The organism is Lentzea sp. NBRC 102530, assembly GCF_030269365.1.
Classification (GTDB): Bacteria; Actinomycetota; Actinomycetes; order Mycobacteriales; family Pseudonocardiaceae; genus Lentzea.
In genome coordinates this window covers 507,395-527,870 of record NZ_BSTF01000004.1, presented here as the reverse complement: position 1 = coordinate 527,870, position 20,476 = coordinate 507,395, and the positions used below count along the sequence as shown (strand labels likewise).

At 68.5% G+C, this 20,476-nt stretch carries 19 protein-coding genes; 8 read left to right on the top strand and 11 right to left on the bottom strand.

The features are described 5' to 3' along the window. Positions 1-92 precede the first annotated feature (92 nt). Positions 93-794, top strand: coding sequence for a hypothetical protein (locus QSK25_RS13970; RefSeq protein ID WP_285638624.1), 702 nt, complete (start codon positions 93-95; stop codon positions 792-794). Between the two features lie 149 nt (positions 795-943). Then, positions 944-3,232, top strand: coding sequence for an FdhF/YdeP family oxidoreductase (locus tag QSK25_RS13965; RefSeq protein ID WP_285638623.1), 2,289 nt, complete (start codon positions 944-946; stop codon positions 3,230-3,232). A gap of 5 nt (positions 3,233-3,237) precedes the next feature. Here the strand turns inward: QSK25_RS13965 and QSK25_RS13960 are convergent, their stop codons facing one another. The 4 genes from QSK25_RS13960 to QSK25_RS13945 all read right to left on the bottom strand — a co-directional run bounded on the left by QSK25_RS13960 (position 3,238) and on the right by QSK25_RS13945 (position 6,103). After that, a complete protein-coding gene (locus QSK25_RS13960) occupies positions 3,238-3,399 on the bottom strand; it encodes a hypothetical protein (protein WP_285638622.1) in 162 nt (53 codons plus the stop codon). Between the two features lie 23 nt (positions 3,400-3,422). Then, positions 3,423-3,980: a winged helix-turn-helix domain-containing protein gene (locus QSK25_RS13955; RefSeq protein WP_285638621.1), complete on the bottom strand. Its 558-nt coding sequence runs from the start codon at positions 3,978-3,980 to the stop codon at positions 3,423-3,425. Positions 3,981-4,049: 69 nt separating this feature from the next. Further along, positions 4,050-4,541, bottom strand: a complete 492-nt coding sequence (locus tag QSK25_RS13950) for a hypothetical protein (protein WP_089922227.1) — start codon at positions 4,539-4,541, stop codon at positions 4,050-4,052. 47 nt (positions 4,542-4,588) lie between these two features. Next, on the bottom strand, positions 4,589-6,103 hold the full coding sequence (locus QSK25_RS13945; protein ID WP_285638620.1) for a phytoene desaturase family protein: 1,515 nt from the start codon (positions 6,101-6,103) through the stop codon (positions 4,589-4,591). 65 nt (positions 6,104-6,168) lie between these two features. Between QSK25_RS13945 and fdhD the strand changes: the two genes are divergently transcribed. Genes fdhD through QSK25_RS13930 form a run of 3 tightly spaced genes read left to right on the top strand, consistent with a single transcriptional unit; the run spans position 6,169 to position 9,037 of the window. Next, the gene (gene fdhD, locus QSK25_RS13940) at positions 6,169-6,996 is read left to right on the top strand and encodes a formate dehydrogenase accessory sulfurtransferase FdhD (RefSeq protein ID WP_285638619.1); all 828 of its coding nucleotides are present in this window, start codon (positions 6,169-6,171) and stop codon (positions 6,994-6,996) included. Beyond that, entirely contained in the window at positions 6,983-8,113 is a 1,131-nt protein-coding gene (locus QSK25_RS13935) for a CaiB/BaiF CoA transferase family protein (protein WP_285638618.1), read from the top strand. Before fdhD ends, QSK25_RS13935 begins: the two co-directional genes overlap by 14 nt. Positions 8,114-8,152: 39 nt before the next feature. Then, the gene (locus QSK25_RS13930) at positions 8,153-9,037 is read left to right on the top strand and encodes an alpha/beta hydrolase (protein WP_285638617.1); all 885 of its coding nucleotides are present in this window, start codon (positions 8,153-8,155) and stop codon (positions 9,035-9,037) included. On the opposite strand, the gene QSK25_RS13925 is transcribed toward QSK25_RS13930, so the two are convergent. From QSK25_RS13925 to tig, 6 genes are all read right to left on the bottom strand, one after another. Next, positions 9,034-10,338, bottom strand: a complete 1,305-nt coding sequence (locus QSK25_RS13925; RefSeq protein WP_285638616.1) for a serine hydrolase domain-containing protein — start codon at positions 10,336-10,338, stop codon at positions 9,034-9,036. The genes QSK25_RS13930 and QSK25_RS13925 overlap by 4 nt on opposite strands. Positions 10,339-10,359: 21 nt before the next feature. Then, positions 10,360-10,938: an RBBP9/YdeN family alpha/beta hydrolase gene (locus QSK25_RS13920; protein ID WP_285638615.1), complete on the bottom strand. Its 579-nt coding sequence runs from the start codon at positions 10,936-10,938 to the stop codon at positions 10,360-10,362. Positions 10,939-11,523: 585 nt separating this feature from the next. Further along, entirely contained in the window at positions 11,524-12,804 is a 1,281-nt protein-coding gene (gene clpX / locus QSK25_RS13915) for an ATP-dependent Clp protease ATP-binding subunit ClpX (protein ID WP_191305687.1), read from the bottom strand. Positions 12,805-13,046: 242 nt separating this feature from the next. After that, positions 13,047-13,676 (bottom strand): ATP-dependent Clp protease proteolytic subunit, encoded by a 630-nt coding sequence (locus QSK25_RS13910; RefSeq protein WP_285638614.1) that lies wholly within the window; start codon positions 13,674-13,676, stop codon positions 13,047-13,049. A gap of 19 nt (positions 13,677-13,695) precedes the next feature. Further along, positions 13,696-14,280, bottom strand: a complete 585-nt coding sequence (locus tag QSK25_RS13905; protein WP_285638708.1) for an ATP-dependent Clp protease proteolytic subunit — start codon at positions 14,278-14,280, stop codon at positions 13,696-13,698. Between the two features lie 228 nt (positions 14,281-14,508). Beyond that, positions 14,509-15,858: a trigger factor gene (gene tig / locus QSK25_RS13900; RefSeq protein ID WP_285638613.1), complete on the bottom strand. Its 1,350-nt coding sequence runs from the start codon at positions 15,856-15,858 to the stop codon at positions 14,509-14,511. Between the two features lie 269 nt (positions 15,859-16,127). Between tig and QSK25_RS13895 the strand changes: the two genes are divergently transcribed. Both QSK25_RS13895 and QSK25_RS13890 read left to right on the top strand, forming a co-directional pair. Then, complete coding sequence (locus QSK25_RS13895; protein WP_285638612.1) at positions 16,128-16,874, top strand: hypothetical protein; 747 nt, start codon at positions 16,128-16,130, stop codon at positions 16,872-16,874. Between the two features lie 289 nt (positions 16,875-17,163). Further along, on the top strand, positions 17,164-18,063 hold the full coding sequence (locus QSK25_RS13890) for a LysR family transcriptional regulator (RefSeq protein ID WP_285638611.1): 900 nt from the start codon (positions 17,164-17,166) through the stop codon (positions 18,061-18,063). Between the two features lie 57 nt (positions 18,064-18,120). Here QSK25_RS13890 and QSK25_RS13885 read toward each other — a convergent pair whose 3' ends face one another. After that, positions 18,121-19,119 (bottom strand): LacI family DNA-binding transcriptional regulator, encoded by a 999-nt coding sequence (locus tag QSK25_RS13885; protein ID WP_285638610.1) that lies wholly within the window; start codon positions 19,117-19,119, stop codon positions 18,121-18,123. A gap of 100 nt (positions 19,120-19,219) precedes the next feature. On the opposite strand from QSK25_RS13885, the gene QSK25_RS13880 reads away from it, so the two are divergent. Beyond that, positions 19,220-20,473 carry an ABC transporter substrate-binding protein gene (locus tag QSK25_RS13880; protein WP_285638609.1) on the top strand — a complete coding sequence of 418 codons (1,254 nt, stop codon included), beginning with the start codon at positions 19,220-19,222 and terminating at the stop codon, positions 20,471-20,473. Positions 20,474-20,476 lie beyond the last annotated feature (3 nt).

Genomic DNA, 20,476 nt, shown 5'->3' with positions numbered 1-20,476 from the left:
AGAAGTCTACGGAGGGCGGGGTCTCGACTTGAAACGAGATACCTGCTAGAGGTGCGGGCAACCCCGGCAGGCCCGCGAACGTGGTGTTCTGCGTGAAGAACAGGACGGTGTCCGCCCTCTCCCTGGTCGTCATCGTCGCCGTGCTCGTCGCCCTGCACCCGGCGTGGCGCGAGCCCCCCGCGATCAACCTCGCGGTCCCGTTCGCCGGCACCCCGGCCGAGCAGTGGCCCGACGGCGCCGACGGCATCGTCGTGCCGGACGGCAGTCGTGAGTTCGCCCTGGTCCGCAAGGCGCTCGTCGCGTCCAGGACCGACCACGAGATGATCGCGCGGCACAACCCGGAGCAGTTCCTCGCGCTGCTCGACCCGCAGGTGCGCGCCGAGGTCGCGGGCAACCTCCCCGGCTGGTCCACGCGGATCAAGGCGGGTGTGCGGCTGCTCGGCGTCAAGGCCAGCGGCCGGATGACGATGAGCGAGCGCGACGGCCACCCGCTCGTGGTCACCGACTACGTGTTCGCCTACGCCTTCGCGCCGCCGGACCCCTCGAAGCTGCGGCACCAGCGCGAGATGGTCGTGGCGAGCAGGAACCAGGTGTCGTACGCCGTCACGCCGGACGGGGTCTGGCCCTCGGAGGCCAGGGGTTTTCAGTACTCGGTCGCGTGCGGCGCGGCCCGCGACGGCTTCCTGGCACCGCAGTTCACCGAACCGGCGCGGCCCGGTACCGGCCTCGCGGACGACGACCGCCGCTACTTCTCCGCCGAGGGACCGCTGCCGACCCCGAACACCTGTGGTTGATCACCCTTTCAGAGGTGCCGGACACGAGTGACGGCGATCACAATTGGCCGTCACGGACCGTTCACACCCCTTGGGGCCCGTGTCGACGGCGCCGCCGCGTTCTTCGGGGGCGCTGGCGGCGCCGACGTCGATCAGCGAACAATGGAGGCATGAGCAGCAAGCCCCCGCAGCACGACGTCGACGAGTCCGCGCTCGAAGTCAGCACCCCCAAGACCTGGGCAGCGGGTATTCCCGGTGTGCTCGTGTCGCTCGACCGCGCGGTCGAGCAGATGGGTGTCGGGCGCACGGTCAAGACGTTGCGACTGCTCAACCAGCGTGAAGGTTTCGACTGCCCCGGTTGCGCGTGGCCAGAACCTCAGGGCCACCGCAAGATGGCGGAGTTCTGCGAGAACGGCGCGAAGGCCGTCGCGGAGGAAGCCACCAAACGACGAATCGGGCCCGAGTTCTTCGCCGAGCACTCCGTCGAGAGCATGCAGGCGAAGACCGACTACTGGCTCGGACAGCAGGGCCGGCTCACCGAACCGATGGTTCTGCGGCCCGGTGCGACGCATTACACACCGATCAGCTGGGACGCCGCGTTCACTCTCATCGCCGACGAGCTGACAGCGTTGTCATCCCCGGACGAGGCGATCTTCTACACCTCGGGCCGCACCAGCAACGAGGCCGCGTTCCTCTACCAGTTGCTGGTCCGCTCGTTCGGCACCAACAACCTCCCCGACTGCTCGAACATGTGCCACGAGTCGTCCGGCTCGGCGCTGAACGAAACGATCGGCATCGGCAAGGGGTCGGTCTCCATCAAGGACTTCGACCTCGCCGACCTCATCGTGGTGATCGGCCAGAACCCCGGCACGAACCACCCGCGCATGCTCAGCGCGCTGGAGGAGGCCAAGAAGAACGGCGCGAAGATCATCGCCGTCAACCCGCTGCCGGAAGCGGGCCTGATGCGGTTCAAGAACCCGCAGAACGTCGCGGGCGTCGTCGGCAGGGGCACCGCGCTGTGCGACGAGTTCGTGCAGATCAAGGTCGGCGGCGACCAGGCTCTCTTCCAGGCGATCGGGCACCTGCTGCTGCAGTGGGACAAGGTCGACAAGACGTTCATCGACGCCAAGACGCACGGCTTCGAGGAGTACGCGGCGAGCCTGCGCGAGCTCGACTGGGACGGCGTGCTCACCGCGACCGGCCTGACCCGCGAGCAGATCACCAGGGTCGCCGGCATGTTCGTCGACTCGAAGGCCACCATCGCCTGCTGGGCCATGGGCCTCACGCAGCACAAGCACAGCGTGCCGACGATCCGCGAGATCGCGAACGTCATGTTCCTGCGCGGCATGATCGGCAAGCCGGGCGCGGGCCTGTGCCCGGTGCGCGGCCACTCCAACGTGCAGGGCGACCGCACGATGGGCATCTACGAGAAGATGCCGGAGAAGTTCCTGCTGGCACTGGAGAACGAGTTCAGCATCTCCGTGCCGCGCAAGCACGGCTACGACACCGTGGACGCCATCAACGCCATGCGGCACGGCCGCGGCAAGGTGTTCATCGCGATGGGCGGCAACTTCGTCAGCGCCACCCCGGACACCCCGGTGACCGAGAAGGCACTGCAGCAGTGCTCGCTGACCGTGCACGTCTCCACGAAGCTCAACCGCTCCCACGTGATCCACGGCAGGACGGCGCTCATCCTGCCCGCCTTGGGCCGCACGGAGAGCGACGTGCAGCACTCCGGCGAGCAGTTCGTCACGGTCGAGGACTCGATGTCGGTCGTGCACCGCTCGCGGGGCCGCCTCAAGCCCGCGTCGGACCAGCTGCTGTCCGAGATCTCGATCGTCTGCCGACTCGCCCGCAAGACCCTCGGCAACTCGCACCCGGTGGCGTGGGAGGAGTTCGAGAAGGACTACGACGTCATCCGCGAGCACATCGCCGCCGTCGTGCCCGGCTGCACGGACTACAACACGCGCGTCCGCCAGCCCGACGGGTTCGTGCTGCCGCACCCGCCGCGCGACTCGCAGGAGTTCGCGACGACGACCGGCAAGGCGAACTTCACGGCGAACGAGATGACGGTCATCGAGATCCCCGAAGGCCGCCTGCTGATGCAGACCCTGCGCAGCCACGACCAGTACAACACCACGATCTACGGCCTGGACGACCGCTACCGCGGCGTGAAGGACGGCCGTCGCGTGGTGTTCGTGAACCCCGACGACATCAAGGCGCTGGGGTTCTCCGACGGCCAGATGGTCAACATCATCTCGGAGTGGAAGGACGACCCGACGGGCGTCGTCGAACGCCGCGCCGAGTCGTTCCGGATCGTCTCCTACTCCACCGCTCGCGGGTGCGTGGCGACGTACTTCCCGGAGGCGAACCCGTTGGTGCCGCTGGACTCCAAGGCGGACATCTCGGGTACGCCGACCTCCAAGTCGGTGATCGTGCGGCTCGAAGCCGCGGCCTGACCCCTTCAGGCGTGCCGGACCCGGACGAACAGCCCTAAGCGGCGTCGTTCGGGTTTCGGTGCGACCTCCTCCTCGGACTTCTGCACGAGCCGGCGCGCGGCGGCGTCGGCCTCGAAGTCCTGCTGACGGTACTTCGCGATAGCAAACGCTTCGTGGTGCGAGAACACAGCTGATCTCCTTCGGTTGGTTGTTACTCGGGCGCGACCGTGTGGCTGAGGAAGAGCCTGACCGCCTTGGCCCCTTCCGGCCGCAGCTCAGGGTTCAGCCGACGCTCGTCGTACTTGTCCAGGAGCGTCCGCAGCTCCTCCACGAGGGCGAGAGCTTCCTCGGCGGTGACGAACTTGACCGTGCCCTCGGTGCCGACCACCGGACGCCACTCCTCGGGCAGGAGGTCGTACTGGCGCAGACGGGTGCGCATGCGCTCGAACTCCTGGTCCAGGTAGGCCATCGACGCCGCTTCGGCCGCCATGGCCGCCTCGCCCTCCAGCCCCTCCGACGAGATGGACTGGCGCTTCGGGACGATCTTCCAGGGCTTCTGCCGGCCGGGTCCCTCCACCTCGGCGACGAAGCCGTACTTGGACAGCATGTTCAGGTGGTACGAGCAGCTCGCGACGCTCTCCCCCAACGCGGCGGAGCACTGGGTCGCCGTCTGCGGCCCCTCCTCGGTCAGCAGCTGGAGCAGCTTCCACCGGAACGGGTGCGAGAGCGCCCGCAGTGCTTTGGGGTCGGTGATCGGAGCGTCCGTCATGCCACCACGGTACGCGTATCAAGGAACCCTTAGCAAGGTTCCTTGATATAGAAGTCTTGAGTTAGCTCATCACCAATCCGGCGAGTTCCGCGCCACCGCCGTGACCAGCGGCAACGACTCGATGACCGGCACCCGCAGCAGTTCGGCGGGTACATCGGGGTCGCGCACAGGTTCGATGAGTTCACGCAGCAACGCCCCCACGACGTCGTCCGCGGACTGGTCGACCTCGTGGATCAGGTCGCGCAGCTGATCAGCGGCCTCGTTGAGCACGCGCGGCCGTTGCGGCTCCTCCAGCATCAACGCCGCCAGCCGCAGCACCCGGCGACACGTGCGCAGCCTCAGGCTCCGGCTCGCGGACTCGCGCGTGCCCGCGAGGCCCAGGCGGCCGCGGGTGCGTTCGATCCACGGCTCGACGGTCTCGCGGCGCCAGATCGGGCCGGACGCGAGTTCCGCGTCCGGCTCGGGGATGCCGTGCGAGCGCCTCTTTCGCCACACAGCAACGAGTTGCCGGCTGAGCCCCATGGCGTCGGCGATCTCCGCGATCCCGTAGAAGTCCCCCACGCCGCAGAGCGTAACCAGAGATGACGGGAGGTGTCATCAAAAATGTCTCAACCGCGTTCGAGGACCGCCCTCGCCGCGTTGTGGCCGCCGATGCCGCTGACCCCGCCACCGCGCCGGGAGCCCGCACCGCAGACGAACACGTTGTCCACGTCGGTCTCGACGCCCCACTGGCCGACCTGCTCGTCGGTCTCGGCGAACGGCCAGTCGAGCTCGCCGTGGAAGATGTTGCCGCCCGGCAGGCCGAGTTCCTCCTCCAGGTCGAGCGGGGTGCGGGCCTCGATGCACGGGTTGCCGTCGGCGTCCGCGGCGAGGCAGTCCTGGATCGGCTCGACCAGGTGCGCGTTGAGCTGGTCGAGGTAGCGCCCCACCAGTTCGTCGCGCAGCTCGTCGTTGCGGCCCTCGAACAACGACGCGGGCAGGTGCAGGCCGAACAGCGTCAGCGTCTCGTGGCCCGCGAGCGACGGCCCGAGGATCGACGGGTCGGTCAGCGAGTGGCAGTACATCTCGCCCGGCAGCACCGACGGCACCTGCCCGGCCGAGCTCTCCAGGTACGCGGTCTCCAGCTGGTCGTAGGACTCGTCGAGGTGGAACGTGCCGGCGAACGCGATCCGCGCGTCCACGCCGGACTTGAGCTCGGGCAGCCTCCGCAGCAACATGTTGATCTTCAACTGGCAGCCCGGCGCGTCGTGGACCTCCTTGCCCTGCAAGCGTCCCAGCACCGACGGCGCCACGTTGGAGAGCACGAAGCCGGCCTCGACGGTGGTGTCCCCGTACGTCACCGACGCGGTCCTGCCGTCCGACTCGATCGACGTCACCTCGGCGCCGGTGATGATCTGCGCCCCGGCCTCGCGCGCGACCCGTTCCAGCTCGGCGGTGACCCCGCCCATGCCGCCGACCGGGACCTTCCACTCACCCGTGCCGTTGCCGATCACGTGGTAGAGGAAGCACTTGTTGGCGCGCAACGAATGCAGCGACGAGTGCGTGCCGATCAACGCGTCCGTGGCGACGACGCCGCGCACCAGGTTGTTGTCGAAGAGCTCCTGCAACGTGGCGCCGATCGGCCGTTCGAAGACCTGCTCCCACACCCGGCCGCGGGTCACCGCGTCGACGTGCACGCGCAGGTGTTCCCGGGACACCAACGGTTCCAGCAGCGTCGGGGCCAGCGCGGCGGCCACCTGCTCCAGGTCGGCGTACCAGCGCTGCCACCGCTCCCAGTCGTCGAGCGACCCGCACACGGCCTCGAACGACTGCTCGGTCGCCTCGCCGGGGGTGCGCTCGACCAGCAGCCCGCCCTTGCCGTCCGGTGTGTAGGACGAGGCCGAACGGGACTTCAGCGCCAGGTTCAGCCCCAGATCTCGCACGATCCGGTCGGGCAGCAGCGAGACGAGGTAGGAGAAGCGCGAGAGGCGGGCGTCGACGCCCGCCCAGGGTGAGGCGCTCACCGCGGCCCCGCCGACGTGCGGCAGCTTCTCCAGCACCCTGACTGACTTCCCCGCCCTGGCGAGGTACGCGGCCGCCACCAATCCGTTGTGGCCGCCCCCCACGATCACGACGTCGTCCATGCCCCGGAATCCCTCCCACGTAGCCTGGTCGGTGGGGAACATAGCGGTCCGAAGGAGATGTGCACATGGGCCGAGTGACGGTGCGCCGAGCGGTCGAACGGGTGTCGTCGAGCGGTCGTCGCCGCAGAGTCGACGCGCTCGCCGCCGAGGAACCGCTGGAACTGAGGGTCAACGGCAAGGCCTTGGCCGTCACGATGCGCACGCCCGGTCAGGACGTGGAGCTCGCGCACGGTTTCCTGCTCAGCGAGGGTGTCATCGGGTCGTCCGCCGACATCTCGATCGCCCGGTTCTGCGAGGGCACCGGGCCGGACGGGCTGAACACCTACAACGTGCTGGACATCGCGCTGGCCGAGGGCGTGCCGCCACCGGACACCGGCGTGGAGCGGAACTTCTACACCACCTCGTCGTGCGGGGTGTGCGGCAAGGGCGCGCTGGACGCGGTCAAGCTCAAGACGCGCTACTCGCCCGCGTTCGACGAGGTCAGGGTCACGCCGGAGCTGCTGACGACGTTCCCGGACGCGTTGCGGGAACGGCAGAAGGTCTTCGAGAGCACCGGTGGGCTGCACGCCGCGGGGCTGTTCGTGGACGGCGAACTGCTCGTCGTGCGCGAGGACGTGGGCCGGCACAACGCCGTCGACAAGGTGCTGGGCTGGGCGGTGCTGCAGAACCTGGTGCCGTTGCGCGGCGCGGTGCTGATGGTGTCCGGGCGGGCGTCGTTCGAACTGGTGCAGAAGGCCGCGATGTCCGGGATCCCGGTGCTCGCGGCGGTGTCGGCGCCGTCGTCGCTCGCGGTCGAACTCGCCGAGGAGCAGGGCATGACGCTCGTCGGGTTCCTGCGCGGCGACTCGATGAACGTCTACACCGGTGGGGAGCGCGTGGTTGAGACCGCTTGACGGGGTCGTGGTGGTGAGCCTGGAGCAGGCCGTCGCCGTGCCGTACGCGACGCGGTTGCTGGCCGATCTGGGCGCGCGGGTCATCAAGGTCGAACGCCCCGGGGTCGGCGACTTCGCCCGCCACTACGACTCCGCGTGCGGTGAGGTGTCGTCGTACTTCGCGTGGACGAACGTCGGCAAGGAGTCGGTGTCGCTGGACATCACCCACCCCGACGGCCGCGAGGTGCTCGAACGACTGGTGGCACGGGCCGACGTGCTGCTGTGCAACCTTTCGCCGCGGGTCTGGGCACGGTTGGCGTTGGAGCTGCCGTCCTCGCTGATCGTCGGTGAGCTGTCCGGCTACGGCTGGGACGGGCCCTACGCGGACCGCAAGGCGTTCGACGCGCTGGTGCAGTCCGAGGCGGGGCTGGTGACGCTGACCGGCGAGGGCGACGTGATGGCGCGCGCCGGCATCTCGGTCGCGGACATCGCGGCGGGCGTGCAGCTCCAGTCGGCCGTGCTGGCGGCGTTGCTGCAACGCGGCCGGACGGGTGAAGGCGCCCGGCTGCGGTTGTCACTCTTCGCGGCGATGGCGGAGTGGATGCACCAGCCGATGCTCTACGCCTCCGGGACGGGTGCTCAAGCTCCCCGGTCCGGGGCGCACCACCCGAGCATCGCGCCGTACGGGCCGGTGGCCTGCGCGGACGGTTCGGTGCACCTGGCCGTGCAGAACGACGGGCAGTGGCAGCGGCTGTGCGGCCTGATCGGGCTGGGTGCGGAGGAGAGGTTCGCCACAGTGGCGTCCCGCGTGGAGCACCGGGGTGAGCTGCAGAAGCTGCTCGAACAGGCCTTTTCAGATCTCACCGCGGCTGAGTTGCTGGTCACGTTGGACGAGGCCGACGTGCCGTGCGCGCTGACCCGGCCGGTCACCGACCTGCCCACCCACCCGCAGCTCGACACGTGGGTTGACGTGCGGGTTCCCGGCGGGACGGCCCGGATGCTGGCGCCGCCGGTGGCCGGGTTCGAGTGGTCAGCGGGTGCGGTGCCGGAGCTCGGCGAGCACAATGAGCGCGTGCTGACGTGGCTGGGCTATTCGGGTGAGGAACTGTCCTCGTTACGTGTGCGTTCCGTCCTCTGAGAAGGAAACGAGGAACGGTGCCCGCGCGATGAGGTGAGCATGGGGGAACCGAGGTACAGCCGCCGCACCCTCCTCGCGGCGATCGGCGTGGTCATCGCGACAGCCGCAGGCGTCGCGACGTACGTGTCGTCGTCGTCTTCCGGTGCCGTCGAGCAGCAGATCGCCACGGCGGACAAGGTGCGTGCCAACTCCGCCGCGAAGCCGTCGATCCGCTTCGAGCGCGTGTACTCGGCCGCCCGCCACCGCGAGGTCACCCTCGCCTTCTACCTGCCGTCCGGCGTCAACCCGCGCGGCCTGCCGATGTCGATCCTGCTGCACGGCCTGAACGGCGACGCCCGCCACGCCGCCGTCGGCGACCTGCCCGCCGTGCTGGCCGCCGCCGTCGCGAAGGGTTCAGTGCCCGCGTTCGGCTTCGTCGCGGTCGACGGCGGCAACAACTACTGGCACGAGAACGTCCCCGGCGACGACCCGATGGCGATGCTGCTCGACGAGATCCCGCGCTGGCTCAAGGACCGCGGCTACGGCGAACCGTTCGCGGTGACCGGCACGTCGATGGGCGGCTTCGGCTCGCTGCTCTACGCGCGCCGCCGTGCCGAACGGGGCGACCCGGTCGCGGCCGCCGCGGCCATCTCCCCCGGCCTGATCACGACGTGGCCGGAGATGGCCAAGCGCCGCGCGTTCAAGAACGAGGGCGAGTGGGCGTCGCTCGACCCGTTGCGCCACCTCAAGGCCACCGGCTCGACCGCGGTCGGCGTGTGGATCGGCGACCGCGACAAGTTCATCGAGGGCACCCGCCGCTTCATCCGCGACGCACGGCCGTTGGTGGGCACGGTGAAGGGCGGCGGGCACGACGACGGGCTGTACCGGAAGGTGACGCCCGACGTCGTGCAGTTCCTCGCGAAGTACGCGAAGCGCGCCGTCTAGACCCGGGCGGCCGCCCGGCCCCAGTGCAGGTACTTGACCCGGTTCTCCTCGTCGCGTCCACAGAGGACGAGCACGGGGTGGTAGCCGTCTTCTTTCTGCACGGCGATCAACGCGTCGTCGCGCAGCCCGGTGTACTCGTGCTCGTCGTCGTCGACCAGGGTCTTCCAGATGTCGTCGAGGGCCACGAACCGCATCCGCACCGTGCCGCCGTCGCCCTCGGTCACGTGCGCCTCCAGCCCGGCAGACCGGTAGACCCCGACGACCTTCTCGACGTCGACCGGCACCGGCACGAACGGCGGCGTCGGCAGGGGCTGCGGCTTGATGCTCACCTTGTCGCTCAGCACCTTCTCGTGGACCGCGCGCACCAGCGGCAGACTCTCGCCGCCGTTGGTGAGGATCGCGATCGCCAGGCCTGCTTCGGGGAGGACCCGCAGCGACGCCTCGAAGCCCAGCGTGGAGCCGGTGTGGGCCATGCCCTTCTGGCCGCCGGGATAGGTCTGGAGGACCCAGCCGAGGCCCTGTTTGCCGCCCAGCCCGAAGTTGGGCAGCGTCAGTTCGACGTTTCGCATCGCCGCGAACTCGTCCGACTCGAGGTGCATCCTCGCGAACTGGACCAGGTCGCGTGCGCTCATCGCCAGCACGGTGCCGGCCGGTGCGGCGGCCTCGGTCAGGTACTTGTCGGCCGGGGTGTGTTCTTTGCCCGTGTGGCCGGTGGCGACGGTCTGGTTCGCGTACTCGGCGAAGGTCGTGGCCACGGTGTCGAGGTCCTTGGCGAGGCGTTCGCGGACGACTTCGTGGAAGGGCTTGCCGCGCAGCACTTCCACGATCCTGCCGAGCACCACGAACCCGCTGTTGCAGTAGGTGTAGAGCTCGCCCGGCTCCACCACCTGGCGTGCGTCCGCCATCATGGCCACGTACTTCTCGACCTTGTCGTCGCCGTCGCCGGTTTCGAACCAGAGGTCGCCGTCGAAGCCTCCCGTGTGGGTGAGGAGGTGTCTCGGCGTGATCGTCTCGGCGGCGTTCTCGTTGGCGAGCGTGAAGTTCGGCAGCACGGTCCGCACCGGCTGGTCGAGGTCGAGCAGGCCTTCGTTGACCAGTTGCACGATCAGCGTGGCGGTCCAGATCTTGGTGATCGACCCGATCTGGAACGCCGCGTCGGTGGTCACCTTCTCGTTGGTGACGTTGTTCAGCACACCTGCGGCGGCTTCACGTACTTCGCCGTCGTGCAGCACGGCCACCTGGGCACCCACGATGTCGTGTTCGGCGATCAGGGCGTCCAGGTCGAACAGTTCGATGGTCATGCATCCCCCAGGATGTTTCGACTAGCGAGGTGAGAGGGGCACCGTCCTCGAGCGCACCCACTTGAGCACCGCGGGCCATTCGCCGTAGCCCGCGTCGATGTTGATGTGGCCGGCGTTCGGGAGCACGTCGAGTTCGATGCGCAGTGCCTCCGCCAGCTGCTTGGCCTCGGTCATGGAGCAGTGCGGGTCGCCCTCGCCCGCGATCAGCCTCGTCTCGGTGGCGGCGCGGCGGAGGTTCGCCGGGTCCAGCGGGGCCGGGAAGAAGGACTTGATCGCCGGTTCCGGGTGGTCCAGCTGGGGTGGCGCCACCAGGAGGACCCGGTCCACGTGGGCGATGTTCTCGCGCGCTGCGTGGTGGAGCCAGAGGTAGCAGCCGAGGGAGTGGGCGACCACCACCCGTTCCCGGTCGGCGGGAAGGGCTTCCAGGTGCGTGTCCAGTTCCGTGAGCCAGGTGTCCCGGTCCGGGGCTTCCGGGCTGCTGAAGTGGGGCATGTCGGCCATGCCGCCGTGTTCGCTCACGGTCTGGGCCAGCCAGCGCTGCCAGTGGCCTGGGCCTGAGCCGGTGTAGCCGTGGAGCAGGAGGACGTGGGGCAGCGTCATGGTCATCAGCCTAGTCGCGGGGGCGGGCTGGTCGCGTTCTGTTGGTCGGGCTGCGGTTGCGAGGGTGGTCCGGTTGGGTCGGGACGAAAGAGAGTTGGGGTGCGATTGGGGCTTGACCTTGAGCCTCTGGCGGGGCGCATTCGCGGCCTCACAAGCCGGGGTGAAAGAGCCCCGGCCGGACCGAACAGGTTGGCACCCCGCCCCCTCAAGGTGAAGCCTCCATCGCCAAGGCAGGGGGAACCGGCTCGGTGGTGGGCATCAGCCCGTTCGGGCTCGCTCCGCGTCGCCACGCCAGGACTCGTACGTGGGCGGCTTACGCCTTTGGCTGTCCGGTTGGCACCGCGCGCCGGGCCTGGGCACGTGGTCGCTCTGCGTTGACGACTGCGGTTGGCACCACCGCATGGCGTTCCTGCTCCGGCCGCACCCTCCCTGTCCCTTCTCCCCTGCTCCTCTTCTTTCCCTGCTTCCCTCTTCTTGCCTCTTCGGTCCGGGGTGGGCGCCCCTTCTGACCCCGGACATGCGAAAGGGGCGCCGGTGGAATCCACCGGCGCCCCTTCGGCTGTGCTGTTGGTGCTGTGTCGAACCCTAGGCCGACTTCTCGCGGCGCTCGCGGCGCGAGGGCTGCCGGGCCACGATGGTCGGGTTCACGTTCTCCTTCACCGTCTGCTCGGTGATGACGACCTTGGCGACGTCCGTGCGGCTCGGGATGTCGTACATCACCGGGAGCAGGACCTCTTCCATGATCGCGCGCAGGCCTCGGGCACCCGTTCCGCGCAGGATCGCCTGGTCGGCCACTGCCTCCAGCGCGGTCTTGGTGAACTCGAGTTCTACGCCGTCCATCTCGAAGAGCTTCTGGTACTGCTTCACCAGGGCGTTCTTCGGCTCGGTGAGGATCATGACCAGGGACGGCTTGTCCAGGTTCGTCACCGAGGCGACCATCGGCAGACGGCCGATGAACTCCGGGATCAGGCCGAACTTGATCAGGTCTTCCGGCATGGAGTCGGCGAAGTAGTCCGCCGCGTCCGTTTCCGCCTTGGAGCGGACCTCGGCGCCGAAGCCCAGGCCTCGCTTGCCCACCCGGTCCTGGATGATCTTCTCCAGGCCCGCGAAGGCTCCTGCCACGATGAACAGGACGTTCGTCGTGTCGATCTGGATGAACTCCTGGTGCGGGTGCTTGCGGCCGCCCTGCGGGGGCACCGAGGCGGTGGTGCCTTCCAGGATCTTCAGCAGCGCCTGCTGCACGCCCTCGCCGGAGACGTCGCGCGTGATCGACGGGTTTTCACTCTTTCGAGCGATCTTGTCGACCTCGTCGATGTAGATGATGCCCGTCTCGGCGCGCTTCACGTCGTAGTCGGCGGCCTGGATGAGCTTGAGGAGGATGTTCTCGACGTCCTCACCCACGTACCCGGCCTCCGTCAGCGCCGTCGCGTCGGCGATGGCGAACGGGACGTTCAGCATCTTCGCGAGTGTCTGCGCGAGGTAGGTCTTGCCGCACCCCGTCGGGCCGAGCATCAGGATGTTCGACTTCGCCAGCTCGACGCCGTCGTCACGACCCTCGCGCCCGCGGTCGCCCGCCTGGATGCGCTTGTAGTGGTTGTAGACGGCGACGGAGAGGGTGCGCTTGGCATCACTCTGGCCGATGACGTACTGGTCGAGGAACTCGTGGATCTCGGCGGGCTTCGGCAGCTCGTCGAGCTTCACGTCGCCGGCTTCCGCCAGCTCCTCCTCGATGATCTCGTTGCAGAGATCGATGCACTCATCGCAGATGTAGACGCCGGGGCCGGCGATGAGTTTCTTCACCTGCTTCTGGCTCTTTCCGCAGAAAGAGCACTTCAGCAAGTCGCCGCCGTCACCGATACGCGCCATGACCGCTGACCTATGTCCCCTCCGGCGCACACCTGCTGTAGTGCGCCTGCTGACTTGCTGTGGCAGTCCCACTGGCTGTGGGTGCTGAGCCCGTTCTCCTGACGGTACCTGGCCGACCCCGTTTCCGGGGAGGACCAGCGTCCCCCCGACGCGTCGATCAGGCCTGTTGACCGTCACACCGGCGTGTCGGATGGGCGCGCAGTGCCCGAGCTCTGGGGTTTCCCAGAGCTCGGGAACCTGGCTCAGGACTTGGCGGAAAGCTTGCGGTAGGGCAGCACCGAGTCGACGATGCCGTATTCCTTGGCCTCTTCGGCCGTGAGGATGCGGTCGCGCTCGATGCTCTCGCGAACCTCCTCCGCCGTCCGGTTGGTGTGCCGCGCGAGGGTGGTTTCCATCAGGCGGCGCACGCGCTGGATCTCGTTCGACTGGATCTCCAGGTCGGACACCTGACCGTACGCGCCCTCCATGGAGGGCTGGTGGATCAGGATTCGCGCGTTCGGCAGCGCGTGGCGCTTGCCGGGGGTGCCGGCGGCCAGCAGCACCGCGGCGGCCGAGGCGGCCTGGCCGAGGCAGTACGTCTGGATGTCCGGACGCACGAACTGCATGGTGTCGTAGATGGCCATCAACGAGGTGAACGAGCCACCCGGCGAGTTGATGTACATCAGGATGTCGCGGTCCGGGTCCTCGGACTCGAGGACCAGCAGCTGCGCCATGACGTCGTTGGCCGAAGCGTCGTCAACCTGCACGCCGAGGAAGATGATGCGCTCCTCGAACAGCTTGTTGTACGGGTTCGACTCCTTCATGCCGTAGCTGGTGCGCTCGACGAACGACGGCAGCACGTACCGCGACTGAGGGGCGTGGAACTGGCTCACTTCGAGATCTCCTCAGCTGCTAGTTGCTCGAGCCGACCGGCTGCGCGCGGGTGACGACCTTGTCGACGAAGCCGTACTCCAGCGCTTCCTGAGCCGTGAACCAGCGGTCGCGGTCGGAGTCGCGGGTGATGGTCTCGACCGACTGGCCGGTGTGCTCCGCGATGAGCTCTGCCATCTCGCGCTTGGTGCGCGTCAGCATGTCCGCCTGGATCGCGATGTCCGCGGCCGTACCGCCGACACCGGCCGACGGCTGGTGCATGAGGATGCGCGCGTGCGGGAGCGCGTGGCGCTTGCCGGGCGCACCCGCGGAGAGCAGGAACTGCCCCATCGAGGCCGCGAGGCCCATCGCGTAGGTGGCCACGTCCGGCTGGATCAGCTGCATCGTGTCGAAGATGGCCATGCCCGCCGTGACGGAGCCACCCGGCGAGTTGATGTAGAGCGTGATGTCCTTCTCGGGGTCCTCAGCGGCGAGAAGCAGCAGCTGAGCGGTGATCTGGTTGGCGATGCCCTCTTCGACCTGCGATCCCAGGACGATGATCCGCTCGCGGAGCAGCCGCTCGTACACCGAGTCGTTGAGGTTCATCCCGGCGGTGGCCGACCGCATCTCGGGGGTCGGGAAGGAGTGCTGCGTCACGTCTGCCTGCCTAACTCCAGGTGGAACGAATCTGGAAGCAAAAACTCTCTGCGATCGACCTTAACGAAGGCGGGCGGCGTCAGATGCCCGACACCGCCCGCGTTCGCTATCAGCAGTATTTCCTCTGGCTCGCCCGCTCGCGGTCGGGCGCCTGAGTCACCCGTCTGAAGGGGGCTTCGCCGCCTTCAGACGACCGGCTCAGGCCTTCTCGCCGTCCTCTTCGGACTTGGTCTCGCCGAAGAGCTCGTCGAGGTCGAGCTTGGTGCCGCTGGTGTCGGACACCTCAGCCTGGCGCACGACGCTCGCGAGCGCCTTGCCCCGGCGGACGTCGGCGAAGATGGCGCCGAGCTGACCCGACTGCTGCGCGCGCTTGACGTACTCGTCGGGCGAGATGCCGAAGCGCTGGGCCTGGTAGATGATCCGCTCGGTCAGCTCGCCGTCGGACACCGTGACCTGCTCGGCGTCGGCGATCGAGTCGAGCACGAGCTGCGTCTTCACGGCCTGCTCGGCGGCGGTGCGGAGCTCGGTGTCGAACTCCTCCTCCGTCTGGCCCTGCTCGGTCAGCCACGCGGCGAACTTCGCGTCGTCGTGGTCGAACGCGTGCACGGCGTCGTGCTTGCGGGCGTCGATCTCGCCCTGGACGATGCCCTCGGGCAGCGGGACCTCGGTGGTCTCCAGCAGCGCCTCGAGCACCTTGTCGCGGGCCTGGACGCCCTGCTGCATCTTCTTGACGCGGCCGAGGCGGGTCTGCAGGTCGGCCTTGAGCTCCTCCAGCGTGTCGAACTCGCTGGCGAGCTGCGCGAACTCGTCGTCGAGCTCGGGGAGCTGGCGCTCCTTGACGGAGCTCAGCACGACGGTGACCTCGGCCTCGCGGCCCTCGTGCTCACCGGCGACGAGCGTCGTGGTGAAGGTCTTGGACTCGCCCTCGGACGCACCGACGAGCGCGTCGTCGATGCCCTCGACGAGCTGGCCGGAGCCGACCTCGTAGGACAGGCCGCTGGTGCGCGCCTCCTCGACCTCTTCTCCGTCGACGGTGGCGGACAGGTCGACGATGACGAAGTCGCCGGTCTCGACCGGGCGGGAGACGCCGGTCAGCGTGCCGAAGCGGGCGCGCAGCTCGTCGAGCTGGGTCGCCACGTCCTCGTCGGTGACCTCCTGCTCGTCAACGGTCACGGCGAGCTCGCCGAACGCCGGCACGGTGATCTCGGGGCGGACGTCGACCTCGGCGGTGAACTCGAGGGTCTGACCGTCCTCGATCTTCGTGACCTCGAAGTCCGGACGGCCGAGCGTGCGCACCTCGCCGGCGTTGACGGCCTCCAGGTACTTGGCCGGGATGGCCTCCTGGATGACCTCGTCCAGCACCGGAGCGCGGCCGATGCGGTTCTCCAGAACCTTGGCGGGGGCCTTGCCCGGGCGGAAACCGGGGATGCGGACCTGCTTCGCGAGCTTCCGGTACGCCTGGTCGAAGTTCGACTTGAGCTCGTCGAACGGCACCTCGACGTTGATCCGGACCCTCGTCGGGCTCAGGTGCTCGACGGTGCTCTTCAACGTGGACTCCTCGATACGAACAAGAACGTGCAAGACAGCCGGTACCGCCACTCGGGACGCCCGGATTCCCAGCGAGTCTAGGCGAGACCCGCGCTGTGACCGCCGCCACCCCGCTTTGGGCCGGTGCCGGGCGCCTGCGGCCCGCGCGAGTGTCAGTGCGGCGCCAGCACGGCGTCAGCGCGCTCCGGTTGGCTTCCCGGCAGCGGCGCACCGGCCCGCGAACGGAAGAGACCTGGGGGATCACGATGACGCACAAGGGTTCCAGAGTTGTGGCCGCGACCGCGGCGGTCGCGTTGCTGCTCGGCCTGACGACCTCGGCGGGCGCCCGGGCGGCGGACCCGCGGCAGCCGGCCGGCACACCCCAGGTGGCGTCCGCGGGCACCCCGGAGGCGACCGCCGTCGGCTACAGCTACGCCGGCGGGCAGGAGTCGGTCACGATCGAGAACCAGCACTGGGTGGTGGCGTCGCACGAGTCGGGCCGCACGTCCGCGCACCCCGGCTGGGACGTCCACCTGTCCGACGAGAAGCTGGGCGCGGGCCTGCCCCGCCAGAACTTCGCGGTCAGGGCGGGCCTCAACGGCGGCACCGCCTTCGCCACCGCCGGCGGCTTCCTGTCGATCATCGACCAGAACCGGTACGACGTCCCGTTCCTGGTGGTGAAGCTCCCGTCGCGGAGTGTGACCTGCGGCGACTTCAGCGAGGTGCCGCTGAACGGCCCGCGCGTCTTCGTGCGCAAGTGGGACGGCGAGCTCCACGAGGCGGACCGGAACGCCGTCGCCCGCGCCGAGAGCGTCACGCCCGCGACGTCGGCGACCGACACGACCACGTCCGACATCTCGGTGGAGGTGAAGCCGGTGTCCACCACCGCCCAGCTCACCGCCCACACGCCGTTCCAGAAGTACGCGGGACGGAACGTCGTCCGCCAGAGCGGCCACGAGATCACCCTGAAGGTCCACGGGCAGTCCGGCACGACCGTGCTCAGCCTGCTGGCGGGGGCCGTCGCCGTCTCCTGCTGACACCACCGCTCCGCAGCGCCGTCCCGCACTCGGGGGTGGCGCTTTTTGTTCGTTCAGCAAACGACTTAACTGTAAAGAGTCGAGCAACTACGGCCCGTCGAAGGCGGCAGTTCCAATTTCACTCTTTTGGCCGCAACCACGATTCCAGAGCGATCGAGATGACTCCATAAGCACCAATCTGCGCCGCAGGGCGGACAGGTAGCGTTACTGCTCCCGCACCATCCGTAACAGGACCACGGGAACGAACGAGAAAAAGTCGTCGCACCGTTTTACCCCGAGGATCCGCCTGATGGAGACACGCCAGCTTCTCGCGTTCACGACCGTGGTTCAGACAGGGAGTTTCACCAAGGCCGCTGCCACGCTCAACTGCTCGCAGCCGACCATCACCACCCGCATCAAGGCGCTCGAGGAGGCCCTCGGGGTCGTCCTTTTCCGGCGCCTCCCCCGAGGTATCCAGATGACGTCCGCGGGCGTGGAACTACTCCCGTTCGCGCGAAACATCATCAACCTCACCGAAAAAGCCCGAAAAGCCATCACGATGAACGGCGAGCCGCACGGCAAACTCGTCATCGGTTCCGCACAGAGTTTGACCGACTACCGTCTGCTACCGCTCATCGAATACATGTGCTGGCGCTACCCGTCGGTCCAACTCTCCCTGCACTCGCGCAACGCCCTGAACAACCTGAACTCGGTCCGGGACGGCCAGCTGGACTGCGCCTTCTTCATCGGCGCCATCGAGCCCCGCGAGGGCCTCGAGACCACGGTGCTCTGCCCGGAACCCCTCGTCATGGTCGCGGGCCCGAACCACGTGCTCACCCAACGCCAGTCGCTGACCGAGGACGACCTCACGAGCAGCACCCTGATCAGGGCCGAGAACGGCGCCGCCTACCACGAACTCTTCGAGCACTCCCTCGGCTACGACGACACGAGGGCCCCCGTGCTGGAACTGGACTCGGTGGACGCCGCCAAGCGCGCCGTGGCCTCGGGCCTGGGCATCGCCCTCATGCCGGAGGTGACCGTGTCCGCCGAACTGTCCGACGGCAGGTTGGTCCGCTTGCCCTGGTCCCCGACGTTCCGCGTGTACACGCAGTTCGGGTGGCGCCAGGACAACTCGACGAACCCGGCGGTGACGGCCCTGGTGTCGGCGGCGGCGCAGGTGGTGAGCGACCAGGTCGCCTCGCTGACCTGACAGCGGCCCGGGTGGGCGGCGGAGCTCCTGGCTCACGACGCCGCCCGCCCGGCGCGGTCACGGCGCTGAGCCCCCTGGCGCCGGCCCGGAACTCCCCCGCACCACCAACTCGGGCAACACGTCCTGGACATCGGTGGGCGACGCCCCTCCGATCACCGACACCAGCGCCCGAGCCGCCCGAGCCCCGAACGCGAACGTGTCCCGGGACAACGCCGTCAACCGCCCGTGCTGGCACAACACGGAGTCGTCCCAGGCGACGAGGGACAGCTCCGAAGGCACCGAAACCCCGAGCGAGGCAGCGACCTCCGCCCCTGCCACCGCCATCACGTCGTTGTCGTAGACGATCGCGGTGGGCGGCGCCTCGCCCGACAACAGGTCCCGGGTAGCCGCGGCCCCGGACTCCGCCGTGTAGTCCCCGGCCACCACCACGCCGTCCACAACGGACGAAGCGAACGCGGCGTCCCGCCGCACCGTGTGCAACAACGACGACAACCCGGCCACCCGGGCGATCCGCCGATGCCCCAACGACTTCAGGTGCTCGACCACCGAGGTCATGGCCGCGTAGTCATCGGCCCACACGGATGCCAGCGACCCGTGGTGCCCGGACCCGCCGACGACAACGGCCGGCAACCCCAGCGAGGACATCAGCGAGACCCGGGGGTCGGACACCAGCAGGTCGACCAGGAACACGCCGTCGACCCGGTGCTCGGCCCACCACCGCTGGTACAGAGCGATCTCCTCCTCGCGCGAGGCGACCACCTGCAACAGCAGAGCGCACGACATCTCCGACTGCATGCCGGCGATCAGCTGGAAGAAGAACGCCTCGTCGCCGAGAGCGCGAGGCGGTCGCACCAGCACCAGCCCGACCGCGTCGGCCGAGGCGGACGACAACGCGCGCGCGGTCACGGACGGCCGGTACCCCAGGGCGGACGCGACGTCCAGCACGCGGGCGCGGGTCGACTCCGACACGCCCGCTCGGCCGTTCAGGGCCAGCGAGACGGCGCCCTTGGAGACGCCTGCCGCGGCAGCGATGTCCTTGATGGTCGGCCTCTTCACAGCACGCGCACCCTGTCCGGAACGAGACAACAAGACGTTCGGAGGCTAGCCGGAGATAAACCGGTTTAGCTAGGGTCCGCGACCAAGGAGGTGGGTGTCAATGAAGAGGCGCACGTTCCTCGCGGGCCTGGCGGCGGTGCCCGTGGCGGGATGCGGTCTGTCCGGCACGTCGAACACCGGCACGGCCACGAACGGCCAGGTCACTGGCGAGATCACGTTCCAGACCTGGTCCCTCAAACCCAAGTACACCGACTACGTCAACGGTGTCGTCGACGCGTTCCAGAAGCAGCACGCGGGCACCACCGTGAAGTGGGTCGACCAGCCCGCGGACGGGTACCTGCAGAAGGTCATGGCGGACGCGAGCGCCGGGAGCCTGCCCGACGTCATCAACGTGCCGCCGGACCTGAGCTTCCCGCTCGCCAAGGCCGGGCAGCTCGTGAACCTAGACGAGAGCCTCGAAGAGGCCAAGCCGGAGTACCTCGACAACGCCTGGCAGGCGTTCGAGATCCCCGGCAAGGGCGGTTGCTACGGCTTCCCGTGGTACCTCAACACCGGCCCGCTGTTCTACAACAAGGCCCTGTTCACGCAGGCGGGCCTGGACCCGGACAAGCCACCCACGAACTTCAAGGAACTCGAGGCCACGGCGCTCAAGCTGGCCGAGAAGAAGGTCGCGATCCTCGGGCAGACGCCGAGCATCGCCGACTTCGGGCTGTACGGCGTCACCCTCTTCAAGGACGGCAAGTTCGCCTTCAACGAGCCCAAGGGCGTCGAGTTCGTCGAGACCTACAAGCGGATGTACGACGCGGGCGCGCTCATCCCCGAGGCGCTCACGCAGAACTACACCGGGGCCGGGGCCAAGTTCATGGCGCAGCAGACGGCGATGAACCCCGGCAGCGCGTACGACCTGGGCAAGTTCAAGACCGACGCGCCGAGCCTCTACGCGAACATCGGCATCACCACGCCCATCACGAACACGGGCAGCGCCAACATGTTCCTGCACGGCGTGAGCGTGCCGAAGAGCAGCAAGAACCAGGCCACGGCGCTGGCGTTCGGGCGGTTCGTCACCAACGCCGAGAACCAGGTGAAGTTCGCCAAGCTCGCCTCGATCTTCCCGAGCACGTCCAAGGGCGGCGACGACCCCTACTTCACCACCGAGGACGGCACCGACGAGGCACGGGTGCGGGTCGCCGCGGCCAAGCAGCTCAAGACCGCGGTGAACTACACGCCCGTCCAGTTCAGCGACCAGATGCGCGAGGCGCTGCTGCAGCAACTCGCGGACGCCATGCTCGGCAAGAAGTCGCCGAAGCAGGCGCTGGACGACGCCGTCGCCGAGTGCAACCGGCTCCTGAAGTAGGCA

What these genes read in the sequence shown, in the direction of transcription:
- QSK25_RS13965 (WP_285638623.1), top strand. Translation starts at nt 944, where the DNA reads ATGAGCAGCAAGCCCCCGCAGCACGACGTCGACGAGTCCGCGCTCGAA.
- QSK25_RS13955 (WP_285638621.1), bottom strand. Translation starts at nt 3,980, where the DNA reads ATGACGGACGCTCCGATCACCGACCCCAAAGCACTGCGGGCGCTCTCG.
- QSK25_RS13945 (WP_285638620.1), bottom strand. Translation starts at nt 6,103, where the DNA reads ATGGACGACGTCGTGATCGTGGGGGGCGGCCACAACGGATTGGTGGCG.
- fdhD (WP_285638619.1), top strand. Translation starts at nt 6,169, where the DNA reads ATGGGCCGAGTGACGGTGCGCCGAGCGGTCGAACGGGTGTCGTCGAGC.
- QSK25_RS13930 (WP_285638617.1), top strand. Translation starts at nt 8,153, where the DNA reads ATGGGGGAACCGAGGTACAGCCGCCGCACCCTCCTCGCGGCGATCGGC.
- QSK25_RS13925 (WP_285638616.1), bottom strand. Translation starts at nt 10,338, where the DNA reads ATGACCATCGAACTGTTCGACCTGGACGCCCTGATCGCCGAACACGAC.
- QSK25_RS13920 (WP_285638615.1), bottom strand. Translation starts at nt 10,938, where the DNA reads ATGACGCTGCCCCACGTCCTCCTGCTCCACGGCTACACCGGCTCAGGC.
- clpX (WP_191305687.1), bottom strand. Translation starts at nt 12,804, where the DNA reads ATGGCGCGTATCGGTGACGGCGGCGACTTGCTGAAGTGCTCTTTCTGC.
- QSK25_RS13905 (WP_285638708.1), bottom strand. Translation starts at nt 14,280, where the DNA reads ATGCGGTCGGCCACCGCCGGGATGAACCTCAACGACTCGGTGTACGAG.
- QSK25_RS13890 (WP_285638611.1), top strand. Translation starts at nt 17,164, where the DNA reads ATGGAGACACGCCAGCTTCTCGCGTTCACGACCGTGGTTCAGACAGGG.
- QSK25_RS13880 (WP_285638609.1), top strand. Translation starts at nt 19,220, where the DNA reads ATGAAGAGGCGCACGTTCCTCGCGGGCCTGGCGGCGGTGCCCGTGGCG.